This is a genomic window from Oscillatoria salina IIICB1 (assembly GCF_020144665.1).
Taxonomy (GTDB): domain Bacteria; phylum Cyanobacteriota; class Cyanobacteriia; order Cyanobacteriales; family SIO1D9; genus IIICB1.
Genome location: NZ_JAAHBQ010000003.1, coordinates 1 through 13,827, shown reverse-complemented (window position 1 = coordinate 13,827; position 13,827 = coordinate 1). Strand labels below are relative to the sequence as shown.

Genomic DNA, 13,827 nt, shown 5'->3' with positions numbered 1-13,827 from the left:
ATCACCCTTATAGGAATGATATATAGAAAATTTCCGTATAATACCTCTACAGGGATGTTATACGGATTTACCTGCCCACCATGACCATGCCACCGCCGAGGAAACTACTCGATGTAGTCTGAGAAGTGCGATACGGTGTTGCGATGGAGATTGAGGGTACTGGCGATTTCGGAATCAGTTCACTTTTGGACGGTTGCTTGTCGCTAAAAATGCGGTTGTTGAAACCAGTTTTGCTACTGTGATTTCCTCCCAGCCCCCTGTTGAATCAAAGCTGTAATCTGACTGCTTGTGTAGGGTGTAAACTAAATTCTTTCGATCGCCAAATCAAACTGCAATTGGGACTCAACGATTTTACCCTTGTTAACCGCAGTTACAGCACCCTCAACCGGAGCAGCATAACGCGCGATCGCGCTAGCTACCAAAGCGATATGAGTATCCGCTACTGCTAACCCTAATGTGGGATCGTAACCTCGCCAACCACCACCAGGAAGATAAACTTCCGCCCAAGCGTGAAGATCCTGGTTATCTTGTTCGGGATCTCCTTCCTGATAACCACTCACAAACCGCGCAGCTAAACCCACTGCGCGACAAACCTCAATAAACAAAACCGCCAAATCTCGACAAGATCCCTTTTTCTGCCGCCAAGTTACACCCGCAGGATAAGCATCTCCTGTATGTCGGATCGTATACTCGCAACTTTCATTCAAGCATTGATTTAGGGTTGTCAGAAAAGAAATTGTATCCCCCTCCACCTGCTGATAAAGATCCTGCGCGAGTTCCGCGATCGCGCCATCTCCACCCATTCCATAACTTTGCTGATAGGGTTGGAGTTGCGATCGCCAAGAACTAGGATAATCAATTGGTAACTTTGTCGCCCAACTTTCCAACAAAAAATCAAACGGATTACTCCGGAAAGTTTCCACCTCCGCAGTCATTTTTATCTCTAACTTTTTCGCCGCTTCCTCAAACCAAACCTTAATATTACTATTACCATCAAGGTCAGTAATTTCCGATTTTCTTGTCGTCTTTGGTTCTATTTTCAAAGAAAAATTATGTAACTTTTGCCCCACATCACAGCGAGGACGCAAGCGCAACACATGAGGTTTTAACAACACCAACTGATTATATTGATAACTTGTTTGATGACTAATTTTGTAACGCACTTTTCTCCCTTCAAGTTTATTTTTTAACCACAGATACACGCAGATTAACGCGGATAATTTATCTGTGTTTATCGGTGTTTATCTGTGGTTTGAATCATCAAATTACCTGATTTACTATTGACTCATTACTGTATTTGTGGTAATAGTTTTCCTCCCAAAAAATGTTAACGAAAAATCATGCAACTTTTGCCCCACATCACAGCGAGGACGCAAGCGCAACACATGAGGTTTTAACAACACCAACTGATTATATTTATAACTTGTTTTATGACTAATTTGGTAACGCACTTTTCTCCCTTCAAGTTTATTTTTAACCACAGATACACGCAGATTAACGCGGATAATTTATCTGTGTTTATCGGTGTTTATCTGTGGTTTGAATCGTCAAATTACATGATTTGCTTTTGACTCATTACTGCACTTGTGGTAGTAGTTTCCATCCCAAAAAATGTTCAAGAAAAATCGTGTAACTTTTGCCCCATATCACAGCGAGGACGCAAGCGCAACACATGAGGTTTTAATAACACCAACTGATTATATTTATAACTTGTTTTATGACTAATTTGGTAACGCACTTTTCTCCCTTCAAGTTTATTTTTTAACCACAGATACACGCAGATTAACGCGGATAATTTATCTGTGTTTATCGGTGTTTATCTGTGGTTTGAATCATCAAATTACATTGTTTGCTCTTGACTCATCACTGCATTTGTGGTAATAGTTTCCATCCCAAAAAATGTTTCCGAAATTTTGTTACCCACATTATTAATTGAGCGCTGCATTTGATCTAAAAATTCATGCAATCCGTCTTCAACCACATCATCTATGGTAAGATAACCTAACTCCGCACACAAACGACCGATCGCGCGTTCTGCGGAATTACACCAAGTCCCACTCGGTGTATTCGTAATTTGATGAAGACATTGTTCTCCTCTCCACAAAGAGAAATGAATTGAACGAGGAAACTCGCGATCTAAAATGAGAAATTCCGCTACTTTAGCCGGGGTAATACGATGTTGAACTTTGCGATACATTTCATAAGCACTAGCAGATTTCAACAAAGAAATCCATTGAATTTGGTCTAAAGGAGTTCCCACCCATTCGGCTGAAGGAAGCAAAAGAAAGTATTTAACATCAAGAATTCGCGTAGTTTTATCGGCTCTTTCTAATAATCTTCCTAACTGACCAAAATGCCAACCCTCGTTATGAATCATGGTAGCATCCATTACCCCCGCAAAACGATGACTAGCTCGTTTTACTTGAGTAAAAAACTCGGATAATGTGGTCGAATTTTTGGTTTGGGCTGCATCTTTAACCATTAGGTAAAAATCATTAACTTCTTCCCACATTTCCGAAGAAATAATTTCTCGAATCGAACGAGCATTTTCACGAGCAAGGCGCAAAGATGAAATAATCGAATTAGGGTATTCCGGGTCAAAAGTCAAGAACTGAATTACATTATTAGAAGTAGCGTCCCCATAGCGATCGCGAAATAAATTTAAGTCTCCTGTAGTCACAACTAAAGGTTCCCATTGTTGGGTCATTCCGACTGGTAAATCTAACATCAAATTTAAGTTAACATCCACAAATCGAGCGACATTTTCCGCCCGTTCGATATAGCGATTTAGCCAGTATATAGAATCAGCAACTCTACTTAGCATAGTTAGTATTTGGGGATTAGGGACTGGGTAACTGGGGACTGGGTAACTGGTGATTGGGTAACTGGGGACTGGGGACTGGGGACTGGTGATTGGGTAACTGGGGACTGGGGACTGGGGACTGGTGAGGTGGGGACTGGGGACTGGTGAGGTGGGGACTGGGTTCAGTGAACAGTTATCAGTTATCAGTTATCAGTTTATACTCCTTGTCTCCCTAATCCCCAATCCCCAATCCCTAATCCCTAATCCCTAATCCCTAATCCCTAATCCCTAATCCCCAATCCCCAATCCCTAATCCCTAATCCCCAGTAAGTACCCAAGTATCCTTACTTCCACCACCTTGAGAAGAATTAACCACCAGAGAATCTTTTTTCAAAGCAACTCTCGTTAAACCACCAGGATGAACGTAAATTTCTTCACCGCGATGAAGAATATAAGGACGTAAATCAACATGACGACCTTCAAGGCGATCGCCGATTAAAGTTGGTACTCGCGATAAACTAATTGTAGGTTGGGCGATGTAGTTGCGAGGATTTTGCTGAATTTTTTGCGCGAATGCTTGTCTTTCTACTTCCGTAGCCACCGAACCGACTAACATTCCATAACCTCCTGCTTCATTAGCAGATTTCACCACTAACTTATCTAAATTTTGCAGCACATATTTTCGGTCTTGTTCGCGCCAGCAAAGGTAAGTTGGTACGATGGGTAAAATTGGTTCTTCTCCCAGATAGTAGCGAATCATTTCCGGGACGTAAGCATAAACAACTTTATCATCAGCCACACCAGTACCAGGTGCATTCGCGATCGCCACTTTTCCTTGACGATATACTTCCATTAATCCCGGTACTCCCAACATCGAGTCGTCACGAAATACCAAAGGGTCTAAAAAATCATCATCAACGCGACGATAAATCACATCTACCCGACGTAATCCTTTCGTCGTCCGCATTTGCAAATAACCATCCACCACGACCAAATCTCGACCTTCAACCAACTCCACACCCATTTGCTGGGCTAAAAACGAATGTTCAAAATAAGCCGAGTTGAAAATACCGGGACTGAGAACAACCACCGTGGGGTCTGCTAACTGAGGAGGTGCTAAATTTAATAAAGTTTCTAATAAATGACTCGGATATTCGTCTACTGGTTGAATCGCCATTGTTTGAAAGATTTGGGGAAAAGTGCTTTTCATCACACGACGATTTTCGAGAACGTAAGAAATTCCCGAAGGTACGCGCAAATTATCTTCCAAAACGTACCACTGACCGTCCTTATCCCGAACCAAATCCGTACCAGTAATGTGACACCAAACACCTGCGGGTGGCTGCATTCCCAGACAAGGTTTCAGGAAACCCGTAGCCGAGTTAATCACCTCAGCCGGAATTTTCCCATCTTGGAGAATGCGCTGTTCATTATAGATATCTGCTAGAAACAGATTAAGCGCTGTAATTCGTTGTTTGAGACCTTGTTCTAACTTCGTCCACTCAACCGCCGAAATAATCCGAGGAATAATATCAAAAGGAAAAATCTTTTCTACACCTTGATTATCGCTATAGACATTAAAAGTAACACCCAATTTAAACAACGTAATTTGAGCCGTTTTGTGATGTTGCTGTAATTCTGCCGACGAAAGACCCTGTATCCACTCTAACAGTGGCGCTGCTGAAGGTCGCGGTTGTCCCTTAGCGAGGAAAAGTTCATCATAAAATCCTTGTGGATCGTAACTTTCCAAATGCACAGCACCCCTCCTCATATTCTGACAAGCATCAACAAAAATTCCGGCGATCGCCAACGAACATTGGAAATAGTTTAAACGAACTGAGCTAATAAAGCCAAGTAAAAAACCGCCAGTCAAAACAACTAGCGGTTTTTCTGCGGCTATTCAGCTTCTAGTAGTCAGAAATTGAACTTCAAAAAACGAGTTCCTTGCTTCTACAGAGAAGAACCTACACCAGCGTAGGCTCCATAGAAGAAAATACCTACAACTGCAATTACGCCCATTCCCACAACAGTTAAGACAATCCACAAAGGAATTCTGCCCTCAGAAAGCATAAATTCTACCTCCTTATTTCTCCCAGAACAATACCCGAATTTTACCAGTTATTTAGTTGAAGAAATAACTGGAAAACAAAATACCTAAAACAAAAACAAGCAGTAATCCCAAATAGAGGGAAGTACGATTAAGTTCTACAGGTTGTTTATTTGGATTGTTTTGTCTTTCCATAGTTCGATCCTATCTTTGAATGAATTGCATGGCAGCGATCGCGCCTAAAAAGAATATTGTCGGGACAGCTAGAGTATGGATAGCTAGCCATCTGACCGTAAAAATCGGATATGTAACTTGCTGATTAGGGGTATTGCTAGTCATTGGTTGTTCCTATCTTAAAAGCCTACTTATTAAACTGTTCGATTTGTCGATCGGCGCTATAGCGATCGCTAATAATCGGTAACTCTTGTCGTTCTTGAGTAAAATACTCATTCGGACGAGGAGTACCAAAAACATCATACGCTAGTCCCGTGCTGACAAATAGCCAACCTGCGATAAACAACATCGGAATTGTGATGCTGTGAATTACCCAGTAACGAACGCTGGTAATAATATCTCCAAGAGGACGTTCTCCTGTTGTACCTGCCATCCTAGTTTTTTCTCCTCTTACTAAAGTTGCAAACCCAGTTTATATGATACGAAATCTGCTGACACCTTTCCAGCTCAACTTTTGTTTATGCTGTTGCTGATGGTGGTTCAGATTGCGGATTGTATTTTAGTAAATAACCTCTTTGACCCAGGACAAATCCTTTCTCTGATGTCAAAAAGATTATTTTATACAAATTAGTGGGAACTTCCTCCACCTCCCGATCTTTTAGCCAAGTTTTACCGCCATCAAAGCTACAAAGTAAGTTACCACTACCTCCAGCTACCCAAATTTCTTCTGGGGTGCGGTAGCCAATATCTAATAATCCCCAGCTAGTGGAAAATTCGGGAGCGATCGGGTTTTCCCAAGTCTCGAAATCATCTTCCACACTAAACTGTACTTGACCACCACGAGCAAGTAACCAAATACGTCCGTCTTTACCGAAGCCCATATTTTGTAAGCGTCGGGAACTATTGCGATTATGGGGAGTCCATTGGCTTTGACCGGGTTCCCAAGTCGAGTAGAAGTTACCTTTAGAGGATACCGCTATATATTTCCCATCTTCCGAGCGAGAAATATTCCGCGCTACCCCTACTGCTTCTGCGACTAAAGCTTGCCAAGTACGACCGCCATCGTTGGTTTGATAGATTGCTCCTAAGTCGGTAGTCATTTCCGCCGAGTTAGCTCCCAAAGCTTCTACATTATACGGAGAGCCAGGTAATTTTTCACTCAGAGGAATTCTCTCCCAAGTTTCGCCACCATCTTTAGTGTGTAACAAAATTGAGGGTTTACCGCTAATCCAACCTTCTTCGCCAGCAAAGCTGACCGACGTAAAGCTAACCTTTTCGTCTCCCAGAGCGAGATTCTTCTCCTGCCAGGTGTTTCCGCCATCAGTAGTTTCAAAAAGAGCCGCTTTGGTACCCACGAGCCAACCGCGATCGAAATCGTCTGTAAAAGCTAGGTCTGAAAAAATTGCCTCGGTGGGTAGTTCGATTACTTCCCACGGATTATAGCTTAGAGATGGTACTTGACTACAACCAATTGTCAATAAGGTAACTGCCAAAATTATTACAATTTGTTTCAGCTTTTTCACAAATGAGTTCATAAAATCTAACGCTGATGAAGGAAATTTACTTGCCAGACAGCTTTTGCTTGCTCTCCAGATTGTCACTTGACAATCTAGCTGGTGAGTTAGAGTGATAGTTCTTTTGTTTTCCAGCCCAAGCATTTTACTGCAAGGCGTATAAACTCATAAAGAATAAAAACCCTAGGGCTAAAGCACCGAAAATCAGCAAGTTTTTTTGTCCTGGGGTCAAGTTATTGACTCCTATGCCGTAACGGAGATTATCTTTAAATCCCGAAGGCGCACCCGTTGCACCAATATTTTTAAAGGCCTGACGGCGAGCGCCGCAAACTGGACAACGCCAGTCATTGGGCAATTCTTCAAAAGACGTACCTGGAGAAATGTTGCTTTTGTCGTCTCCCTGGGCTGGCACGTAAACGTAGCCACAGCTACGACATTCGTAGCTTGCTGGCGCTAATTCTGCCAGAGTTTGCTCTTGGGCTGGTTCGCTCATAGACGATCGCTCGGCAATTCTTAAAATGTTTGTTACAAATTATCGCATAAATTGAGAATTTGTTAATTGTCACTTGACAAATAAACTTTGACAATTGGTAATTAGGTAAGTTGAATTTCTCTTAGATTCAGATTCTTAGTGTGACTGGATCTTGGGCAAGACAAGCAAAGCAGTATAATAAAAAATTGTAAAACTGATTCAATAATACAGTTGTAGCTGACTGTCCTACAAATAAAATAGTTGAGTAACAGTTGAGAAAATTACAGCCTTTGGGGCATTAGGAAAATCGAAAGGTATATGGAGAGGTAATTACAGAGCTTATGATTTTCGTCCTCAACGGATATGAGTACCTATTGGGTTTTCTCCTGGCGTGCAGCCTGGTTCCGCTTTTGGCATTGACAGCTTCTAAGTTACTGCGACCTACGGGTAGCGGTCCGGAACGACGCACCACTTACGAATCGGGTATGGAACCGATCGGGGGAGCGTGGATTCAATTCAACATCCGTTACTATATGTTCGCTTTAGTCTTTGTCGTCTTTGATGTGGAGACTGTGTTTTTATATCCTTGGGCTGTGGCTTTCAATCGATTAGGGCTATTAGCTTTTGTTGAAGCTTTGATTTTCATTGCAATCCTCGTGGTTGCATTGGTGTACGCATGGCGAAAAGGAGCCTTGGAATGGTCATGAACCCAAATCCAACCACAGAAACTGCTGAGTTTGAAAAGCAGCAAAAAGAAAAGATTCTCAATCCAATTATTCGCACCAAAGTCACTCAAGATTTGTCGGAAAATGTGATTCTGACGACGGTAGATGACCTTTATGACTGGGCAAGACTTTCGAGTCTTTGGCCGATGTTGTATGGGACGGCTTGTTGTTTTATTGAATTTGCCGCTTTAATCGGGTCTCGGTTTGACTTTGACCGTTTTGGTTTAGTACCTCGTTCTAGTCCTCGACAAGCGGATTTAATCATTACTGCGGGAACCATCACGATGAAAATGGCTCCGGCTTTGGTTCGTCTTTACGAACAAATGCCCGATCCGAAGTATGTAATCGCGATGGGCGCTTGTACGATTACTGGCGGGATGTTTAGTAGCGACTCGACAACGGCGGTTAAAGGCGTTGATAAGCTGATTCCGGTAGATGTTTATATTCCCGGTTGTCCGCCTCGTCCCGAAGCGATTATTGACGCGATTATTAAATTGCGGAAAAAAATGGCAAATGAGTCGATCCAAGAGCGATCGCAAGTTAGACAGCAAACTCATCGCTTCTATAGCACTACTCACAACATGAAGGTGGTCGAACCAATTTTGACTGGTAAGTATCTTCAGTCGGAAACTCGTCAAGCTCCACCGAAGGAGTTAAGGTCAGGTATGGGTATGGAAATATCCCCAGAATTAAGTCCCGCAGAGAAGCAAAAGGAGGAACGCGATCGTGGCTGAAGAGTCGAAGCCAAATGGTAACGAAAATGCTGAAGCTTCCGAAATTGTCGAAGCTGGTCCTGTTTCTCGCTGGCTGACGGAAAATGACTTCGATCATGAGTCTCTGGACCCGGATAATCTTGGCGTGGAGATGATTAAGGTAGAAGCCGAATTTCTAATTCCTATGGCTACGGCACTTCGCGCTTATGGGTTTAATTATCTTCAGTGTCAGGGTGGTTATGATTTAGGTCCTGGTAAAGAGTTGGTTAGCTTTTATCATTTAATTAAAGTTAGTGATAATGCTGAGAAACCTGAAGAAGTCCGCTTGAAGGTATTTTTACCGCGAGATAATCCTACAGTTCCTTCAGTTTACTGGCTCTGGAAAGCTGCTGACTGGCAAGAGCGAGAAACTTATGATATGTATGGCATTATTTATGAGGGACACCCAAATTTAAAACGTTTGCTGATGCCGGAAGATTGGGTAGGTTGGCCCCTGCGTAAGGATTATGTCTCGCCAGATTTTTACGAGTTGCAGGATGCTTATTAAATAGCCAGCAATTTTTCACCGCAAAGCACTCACTTCAATGGAGAAGTGGGTGCTTGTTTTTTCAGGTTTGAACGTAATCGATCGAGCGGACTCGATCTAATTTGTTGAGATAAATAATTGTTATTAGTTACCCCTTATTTGACTAATTTGACCAGTTATAAATTTTGCCATGGAATCAACTTTTTTTGATATTAGATTGGGGGGAAATGCTCTCGTGAAACTGGCGATCGCTAGCCAATTTTTCTTTTTGATAATTCTTAACAATTCGCCAAAAGTTTGCTCTGCTGAAGTTACACTAATTGCTAGTTGCGAACTAATCAGGTGCTGAATCTGAATTCCCATTTTTCTGAACTAATCTGTTACATTAGTTACAGCGCTCATCACTTAAATGAATAACATCCAGACACCAATAATCCTCTACGAAGTCTAGCTCTTGAGGTGTCTTCCATTTTGCTATTGCTTTGTAAATTTCTCAACGATTAGTATTACCAAACTCAACTAACGGGACTTAATTGTTTATGTTAAAACATCTGAGCTACCCAAAAACAACTACGAATGTCTTAATAATTGAGTTTTTGTCCGAGCAACCTGTAGGTATCGATCGAGTAGGAGTGGAAAAAATACAGAATTACTTACACGGAATTGCTCAAATACTGAATCTTTCCCCTCATCGAGAAACTGCTACCCATCTTTCAGAAAAATACGGTTTATCTGCATGGTTGCCCTTAATACCAAGTTCTGCTATTCATGCTTATGTTTGGGACGATCGCCAGCCTTCTTTTGTCAGCATAGATATTTGTCTACCCAATAATTGCGATCTTAATACGATCCTTAACTATACCAAAGTCTATTTTGGGATCGACAAGCAAAATTTAGCATATAAAATGATGGGTCAAGTTAATTCTCCCACCTGGCGAGAATTAGACAACCAAATATGGCGGCAACGTCTGAATATTTTTAGTCCACATTGTCAAGCTAACATCAAAGCAAAAATTGCTAGCTTTCTCAATAATTTATGCGAGGTACTGGAAATGAAAAAATTAAATGAACCTCTTGTGGAAAATACTACTGCTTGGATGCACTGGGAAACATCAGGATGTATTGTAGACTGGAGTAATAATTCGTTTAATCTGAATATATATACTTGTAAGAAGTTTTTCCCTGCTGATGCAGTTGACTTTACCGTAAAATACTTTAATTTCGCTCGAAATCAACTAGTTGTTCGAGAGTATTAAAAGGAAATTTTAATCGCCATGTCTCAAGTAAAACGTATTGCTATGTGGTCAAGTATTCGCAGTCTCTCCACAGCGATGATGCGAGCATGGTCCAGCCATCCTGATACAATAGTTTGGGATGAGCCATTATATGCGGTTTATCTAGCTCAAACGAAAGCAAATCATCCTTATGCTGAAGAAATTTTGGCAAAGTATGAAACTGATTTTGAGAAAGTTATCGCTAAAATGACCACAGGAGAAATTCCTAATAACCAGACGATTCTTTTCCAAAAACATATTAGCGATAGTCTTTTAGTTGATGAGGCTGATTTAAGTTTTCTTTCGCAACTAACTAACTTTTTTTTGATTCGCAATCCCCAGGATATCATCACGTCTCTTTATCAAAAGCTGCCCGATCTGTCAATTGAAGATACTGGGATAAGCAATCTCAAAAAAATATTCGATCGCGTGCGGGAATTGACTGGTAATATACCTCCTGTGGTAGATGCTCGTGATTTGCAAAATAATCCCCAAAAAATATTGAGTTTACTTTGTGAATCTTTAGGAGTTGACTTTAGTGAAAAAATGTTGAGTTGGTCTGCTGGGAAACAAGAAACTGATGGTATTTGGGGAAAACATTGGTATCAAAATGTAGAAAAATCTACTTGTTTTTTACCTTATCGACCGAAACTGGATGTAGTTCCAAAGCATTTGTTAAGTGTAGTTGAGGAATGTAATTCGATTTATCAAGAATTATATCAGTTTCGCTTGAGGTAAACACTATAGGTAGAGGCAACCACAGGGAATTGCCTCTACTTTTTCTGTTTATGTGTAAGTCAGAAACTAAAGATTTTTCGCCTGAGAATATTAAATTTCTGTTTTCACCGCAGATGGACTAGAAATAGCTAAATATAAACCAGGTAAAACTACTAAAAAACCACATAAGTTGAGCAAACTTAGAGTTTCTGAAAAAATCACCCAAGCCATGACTCCACCGATAATTGGAGTTAGGAGAAATAAGAGGGAAATAAAACTGGATGAAAATCTTTTGAGGCTGTACAAAATCAAGATTTGATTCGATAAACTAATTGCTGCAAAGCTAATTACAGCGAACCATCCTTGTGATGATACAGGAAAAATATTTTCTCCGGCAATTAAAATTATAATCAAGGTTAACAAACTGCTACAAGCAGAACAAGATAAAAGTATAACTTCGCTACTATATAAAGTTCGCAGTTTTTCTGCTCCTAGTAAATATACACCAAAAACGATCGCGGAAAGAATCGCTAGTAAATCGCCTGCTATTTTGTCGATACTAATCTGGAAATCATCTAATCCCAGGACGATAATTCCTCCTAACGCGATCGCTGTACCAGTAAGGAAACGTTTGTCAAACTTTTGTTGCCAGAATAACCATGCACCCACTACAGTAACGATCGGAGTTAGGTTATGGAGTAGTTCGGCATTGGCGATCGTCGTTCGAGTCAATGACCATGCCCATACTAACAGAGTACCTGATAAAGAAGCTCCTGTAAAGAGAAAAATTAAGCTAATTTTAATCCGATGGGGAATGTGAGCTAAAAAGTGATATTCTGATTGGGTTTTTGGCTGATTTTTCTGAGTTATAATTTGGTAAGAAAAACGCAATCCACTGAATAAGGCTAATACTATAGTTGATATCCAAAAACGATTAAATAACGCGGAATCTGGACTCATTTCTACTTCGCACCATTTGAGAGATAATGGTACAACTGACATACCTAGTAAAGCACCTAATAAAGAAGTTAAGTCTAACCAAGTTACTGAGGTATTTTGAGAAATTTTTGCTTCTTGTAGTTGCATTTTAATCTCTTTTTCGGAGTATTTTAGCAGAGAAAGGCTTATCTTAATTCTAGTTTAAATTAAGAGTTAATTATTTGGCGATCGCGCCCTGTCTCTCTCCTTCAACTTCCCTCATCTTCTCTCTTAACATAATCTGCACCCCATTGGTGCATCGCAGCCAGAATTGGTTGTAAACTTTTACCCAAATCAGTGAGAGAATATTCAACTTTTGGTGGTACTTCCGCATATACTTCGCGATGAATTAAACCATCTTTTTCCATTTCTCTTAACTGTTGAGTCAGCATTTTATGCGTAATTCCCGTTAAACTTCTTTGTAGTTCGTTAAAGCGTTTTATTCCTGACCACAATTCTTTGATAATTAAAGCTTTCCAGCGTCCGCTAATAAGCTGAAGTGTGGTTTCTGCGGGACAAGTTTTTTGATCGGGTTTTGCTTTGACCATTTTCTTAGTAACTTTTTAGTAACTATCTTACTTGAAAGTACACTCTTTACAACCAAATTTATATTTCTTATAGTTGAAATAGCTAAGAGAGAAGTTAAAAATCTGTTGAGCAAAAAACCATGAGTAAACCAATAATTGCTGACAAAAAACCTGCTATCCTCGAATTAGAACCCGGTACATATTATTGGTGTTCTTGCGGTAGTTCTCAAAAACAACCATTTTGCGATGGTTCTCACCAAGGAACCGATTTTACACCACAAAAAATTGAGCTAACGAAAACCCAAAAAGTCGCTTTGTGCAACTGTAAATACACGCAAAACACTCCTCTTTGCGATGGAAGTCACGCTCAAATTTAACGTATTAACCAATAAGGAGAACTCAAGATGATTACTCTTAGAAAATCAACAGAACGAGGCAATGCTAATATAGGCTGGTTAAATTCTTTTCATACTTTCTCCTTTGCTAATTATTATGACCCAAAACACATGGGTTTTCGGCAACTGCGCGTAATTAATGAAGACAAAATTCAACCAGGGCGAGGCTTTGGGGCGCACTCGCACCGAGATATGGAAATTATTTCCTATGTTATCGCAGGTGCTTTAGAACATAAAGATAGCATGGGAAATAGTTCGATTATTCGTCCCGGAGAAGTACAAATCATGAGCGCGGGGACGGGTGTTACTCACAGCGAATATAACCCCTCAAATACTGAATTAGTGCATTTATTGCAAATTTGGATTATGCCCGATCGCGCTAAAGTAGAACCTAGATACGCACAGAAATTCTATCCCGATGAGAAAAGACAAGGTAAACTGCGTTTAGTGGTTTCTGCTGATGGTCGAGACGATTCGCTGATGATTCATCAAGATGCGAATATCTATGCTAGTTTACTCGCTGCGGGGGAACAAATTGAGTATCAGTTATCACCAAACCGTCATGCTTGGTTGCAAGTGGTTAAGGGAGAATTGAGTCTTAATGATGTGACTGTCGCTGCGGGGGATGGTGTCGCTGTTAGCGATACGGAGAAACTAAGTTTGCAGGCTAACAAAGATGCAGAGTTGTTGTTGTTTGATTTAGCTTAAACCGAATGTTTCAACCCCTCCCCTACTAGGACCTACGGTGTACACACAAGTCGAAGTGAGGGAAGTAAATCAAGTGACATACTCCCGTCGCTTCCTTAACAGGTAAGCGCGGGCTTCTTACCAACTCCAGCTATTGTTTCTCCTGGCGGAGACGCTTCGCGAACGGATACTCGGTAAGCTTTAAGGACGGAATGCCCTACCGCCCTGTATTTTACATTTCTTGCAGCGTTTAAGTCCCTACAGATAGAGGAAAG

At 40.9% G+C, this 13,827-nt stretch carries 20 protein-coding genes; 7 read left to right on the top strand and 13 right to left on the bottom strand.

Annotated elements, in window-relative coordinates:
• Positions 1-302 precede the first annotated feature (302 nt).
• From G3T18_RS00695 to G3T18_RS00645, 11 genes are all read right to left on the bottom strand, one after another.
• Entirely contained in the window at positions 303-1,163 is an 861-nt protein-coding gene (locus G3T18_RS00695; RefSeq protein ID WP_224408587.1) for a transglutaminase family protein, read from the bottom strand.
• Positions 1,164-1,277: 114 nt separating this feature from the next.
• Positions 1,278-1,481, bottom strand: coding sequence for a transglutaminase N-terminal domain-containing protein (locus G3T18_RS00690; protein WP_224408586.1), 204 nt, complete (start codon positions 1,479-1,481; stop codon positions 1,278-1,280).
• 134 nt (positions 1,482-1,615) lie between these two features.
• Positions 1,616-1,738 carry a transglutaminase N-terminal domain-containing protein gene (locus G3T18_RS00685; protein ID WP_224408585.1) on the bottom strand — a complete coding sequence of 41 codons (123 nt, stop codon included), beginning with the start codon at positions 1,736-1,738 and terminating at the stop codon, positions 1,616-1,618.
• A gap of 102 nt (positions 1,739-1,840) precedes the next feature.
• On the bottom strand, positions 1,841-2,824 hold the full coding sequence (locus tag G3T18_RS00680; protein WP_224408584.1) for an alpha-E domain-containing protein: 984 nt from the start codon (positions 2,822-2,824) through the stop codon (positions 1,841-1,843).
• Positions 2,825-3,119: 295 nt separating this feature from the next.
• The gene (locus tag G3T18_RS00675) at positions 3,120-4,574 is read right to left on the bottom strand and encodes a circularly permuted type 2 ATP-grasp protein (RefSeq protein WP_224408657.1); all 1,455 of its coding nucleotides are present in this window, start codon (positions 4,572-4,574) and stop codon (positions 3,120-3,122) included.
• 179 nt (positions 4,575-4,753) lie between these two features.
• The gene (locus tag G3T18_RS00670; RefSeq protein ID WP_224408583.1) at positions 4,754-4,873 is read right to left on the bottom strand and encodes a photosystem II reaction center protein J; all 120 of its coding nucleotides are present in this window, start codon (positions 4,871-4,873) and stop codon (positions 4,754-4,756) included.
• 52 nt (positions 4,874-4,925) lie between these two features.
• Positions 4,926-5,045 carry a photosystem II reaction center protein L gene (locus tag G3T18_RS00665; protein WP_224408582.1) on the bottom strand — a complete coding sequence of 40 codons (120 nt, stop codon included), beginning with the start codon at positions 5,043-5,045 and terminating at the stop codon, positions 4,926-4,928.
• A gap of 9 nt (positions 5,046-5,054) precedes the next feature.
• Positions 5,055-5,189: a cytochrome b559 subunit beta gene (gene psbF, locus G3T18_RS00660; protein ID WP_224408581.1), complete on the bottom strand. Its 135-nt coding sequence runs from the start codon at positions 5,187-5,189 to the stop codon at positions 5,055-5,057.
• Between the two features lie 22 nt (positions 5,190-5,211).
• The gene (gene psbE, locus G3T18_RS00655) at positions 5,212-5,457 is read right to left on the bottom strand and encodes a cytochrome b559 subunit alpha (protein ID WP_224408580.1); all 246 of its coding nucleotides are present in this window, start codon (positions 5,455-5,457) and stop codon (positions 5,212-5,214) included.
• Positions 5,458-5,542: 85 nt separating this feature from the next.
• A complete protein-coding gene (locus G3T18_RS00650; protein ID WP_224408579.1) occupies positions 5,543-6,559 on the bottom strand; it encodes a photosynthesis system II assembly factor Ycf48 in 1,017 nt (338 codons plus the stop codon).
• A 124-nt stretch (positions 6,560-6,683) separates the two neighbouring features.
• Complete coding sequence (locus G3T18_RS00645) at positions 6,684-7,031, bottom strand: rubredoxin (protein WP_224408578.1); 348 nt, start codon at positions 7,029-7,031, stop codon at positions 6,684-6,686.
• 320 nt (positions 7,032-7,351) lie between these two features.
• Between G3T18_RS00645 and ndhC the strand changes: the two genes are divergently transcribed.
• From ndhC to G3T18_RS00620, 5 genes are all read left to right on the top strand, one after another.
• Complete coding sequence (gene ndhC / locus G3T18_RS00640; RefSeq protein WP_263480222.1) at positions 7,352-7,717, top strand: photosynthetic/respiratory NAD(P)H-quinone oxidoreductase subunit C; 366 nt, start codon at positions 7,352-7,354, stop codon at positions 7,715-7,717.
• Positions 7,714-8,469, top strand: a complete 756-nt coding sequence (locus G3T18_RS00635) for an NADH dehydrogenase subunit K (RefSeq protein WP_224408655.1) — start codon at positions 7,714-7,716, stop codon at positions 8,467-8,469. The genes ndhC and G3T18_RS00635 overlap by 4 nt, the downstream gene beginning before the upstream one ends.
• Entirely contained in the window at positions 8,462-8,995 is a 534-nt protein-coding gene (locus G3T18_RS00630) for an NAD(P)H-quinone oxidoreductase subunit J (protein WP_224408577.1), read from the top strand. Before G3T18_RS00635 ends, G3T18_RS00630 begins: the two co-directional genes overlap by 8 nt.
• A gap of 518 nt (positions 8,996-9,513) precedes the next feature.
• Complete coding sequence (locus G3T18_RS00625) at positions 9,514-10,230, top strand: hypothetical protein (protein ID WP_224408576.1); 717 nt, start codon at positions 9,514-9,516, stop codon at positions 10,228-10,230.
• Positions 10,231-10,248: 18 nt separating this feature from the next.
• Positions 10,249-10,986 (top strand): sulfotransferase-like domain-containing protein, encoded by a 738-nt coding sequence (locus G3T18_RS00620; RefSeq protein WP_224408575.1) that lies wholly within the window; start codon positions 10,249-10,251, stop codon positions 10,984-10,986.
• A 90-nt stretch (positions 10,987-11,076) separates the two neighbouring features.
• On the opposite strand, the gene G3T18_RS00615 is transcribed toward G3T18_RS00620, so the two are convergent.
• Both G3T18_RS00615 and G3T18_RS00610 read right to left on the bottom strand, forming a co-directional pair.
• Positions 11,077-12,051, bottom strand: a complete 975-nt coding sequence (locus G3T18_RS00615; protein ID WP_224408574.1) for a DMT family transporter — start codon at positions 12,049-12,051, stop codon at positions 11,077-11,079.
• A 101-nt stretch (positions 12,052-12,152) separates the two neighbouring features.
• Positions 12,153-12,491: a winged helix-turn-helix transcriptional regulator gene (locus G3T18_RS00610; RefSeq protein ID WP_224408573.1), complete on the bottom strand. Its 339-nt coding sequence runs from the start codon at positions 12,489-12,491 to the stop codon at positions 12,153-12,155.
• Positions 12,492-12,610: 119 nt separating this feature from the next.
• Between G3T18_RS00610 and G3T18_RS00605 the strand changes: the two genes are divergently transcribed.
• Together G3T18_RS00605 and G3T18_RS00600 are read left to right on the top strand one after the other, a co-directional pair.
• Positions 12,611-12,847, top strand: a complete 237-nt coding sequence (locus G3T18_RS00605) for a CDGSH iron-sulfur domain-containing protein (RefSeq protein WP_224408572.1) — start codon at positions 12,611-12,613, stop codon at positions 12,845-12,847.
• A 27-nt stretch (positions 12,848-12,874) separates the two neighbouring features.
• Positions 12,875-13,573 (top strand): pirin family protein, encoded by a 699-nt coding sequence (locus G3T18_RS00600; RefSeq protein WP_224408571.1) that lies wholly within the window; start codon positions 12,875-12,877, stop codon positions 13,571-13,573.
• The last annotated feature ends 254 nt before the right edge of the window (positions 13,574-13,827 follow it).

Coding starts and splice junctions, on each gene's coding strand:
- G3T18_RS00680 (WP_224408584.1), bottom strand. CDS start 2,824: ATGCTAAGTAGAGTTGCTGATTCTATATACTGGCTAAATCGCTATATC.
- G3T18_RS00675 (WP_224408657.1), bottom strand. CDS start 4,574: ATGAGGAGGGGTGCTGTGCATTTGGAAAGTTACGATCCACAAGGATTT.
- G3T18_RS00670 (WP_224408583.1), bottom strand. CDS start 4,873: ATGCTTTCTGAGGGCAGAATTCCTTTGTGGATTGTCTTAACTGTTGTG.
- G3T18_RS00665 (WP_224408582.1), bottom strand. CDS start 5,045: ATGGAAAGACAAAACAATCCAAATAAACAACCTGTAGAACTTAATCGT.
- psbF (WP_224408581.1), bottom strand. CDS start 5,189: ATGACTAGCAATACCCCTAATCAGCAAGTTACATATCCGATTTTTACG.
- psbE (WP_224408580.1), bottom strand. CDS start 5,457: ATGGCAGGTACAACAGGAGAACGTCCTCTTGGAGATATTATTACCAGC.
- G3T18_RS00650 (WP_224408579.1), bottom strand. CDS start 6,559: ATGAACTCATTTGTGAAAAAGCTGAAACAAATTGTAATAATTTTGGCA.
- G3T18_RS00645 (WP_224408578.1), bottom strand. CDS start 7,031: ATGAGCGAACCAGCCCAAGAGCAAACTCTGGCAGAATTAGCGCCAGCA.
- ndhC (WP_263480222.1), top strand. CDS start 7,352: ATGATTTTCGTCCTCAACGGATATGAGTACCTATTGGGTTTTCTCCTG.
- G3T18_RS00635 (WP_224408655.1), top strand. CDS start 7,714: ATGAACCCAAATCCAACCACAGAAACTGCTGAGTTTGAAAAGCAGCAA.
- G3T18_RS00625 (WP_224408576.1), top strand. CDS start 9,514: ATGTTAAAACATCTGAGCTACCCAAAAACAACTACGAATGTCTTAATA.
- G3T18_RS00620 (WP_224408575.1), top strand. CDS start 10,249: ATGTCTCAAGTAAAACGTATTGCTATGTGGTCAAGTATTCGCAGTCTC.
- G3T18_RS00615 (WP_224408574.1), bottom strand. CDS start 12,051: ATGCAACTACAAGAAGCAAAAATTTCTCAAAATACCTCAGTAACTTGG.
- G3T18_RS00610 (WP_224408573.1), bottom strand. CDS start 12,491: ATGGTCAAAGCAAAACCCGATCAAAAAACTTGTCCCGCAGAAACCACA.
- G3T18_RS00605 (WP_224408572.1), top strand. CDS start 12,611: ATGAGTAAACCAATAATTGCTGACAAAAAACCTGCTATCCTCGAATTA.
- G3T18_RS00600 (WP_224408571.1), top strand. CDS start 12,875: ATGATTACTCTTAGAAAATCAACAGAACGAGGCAATGCTAATATAGGC.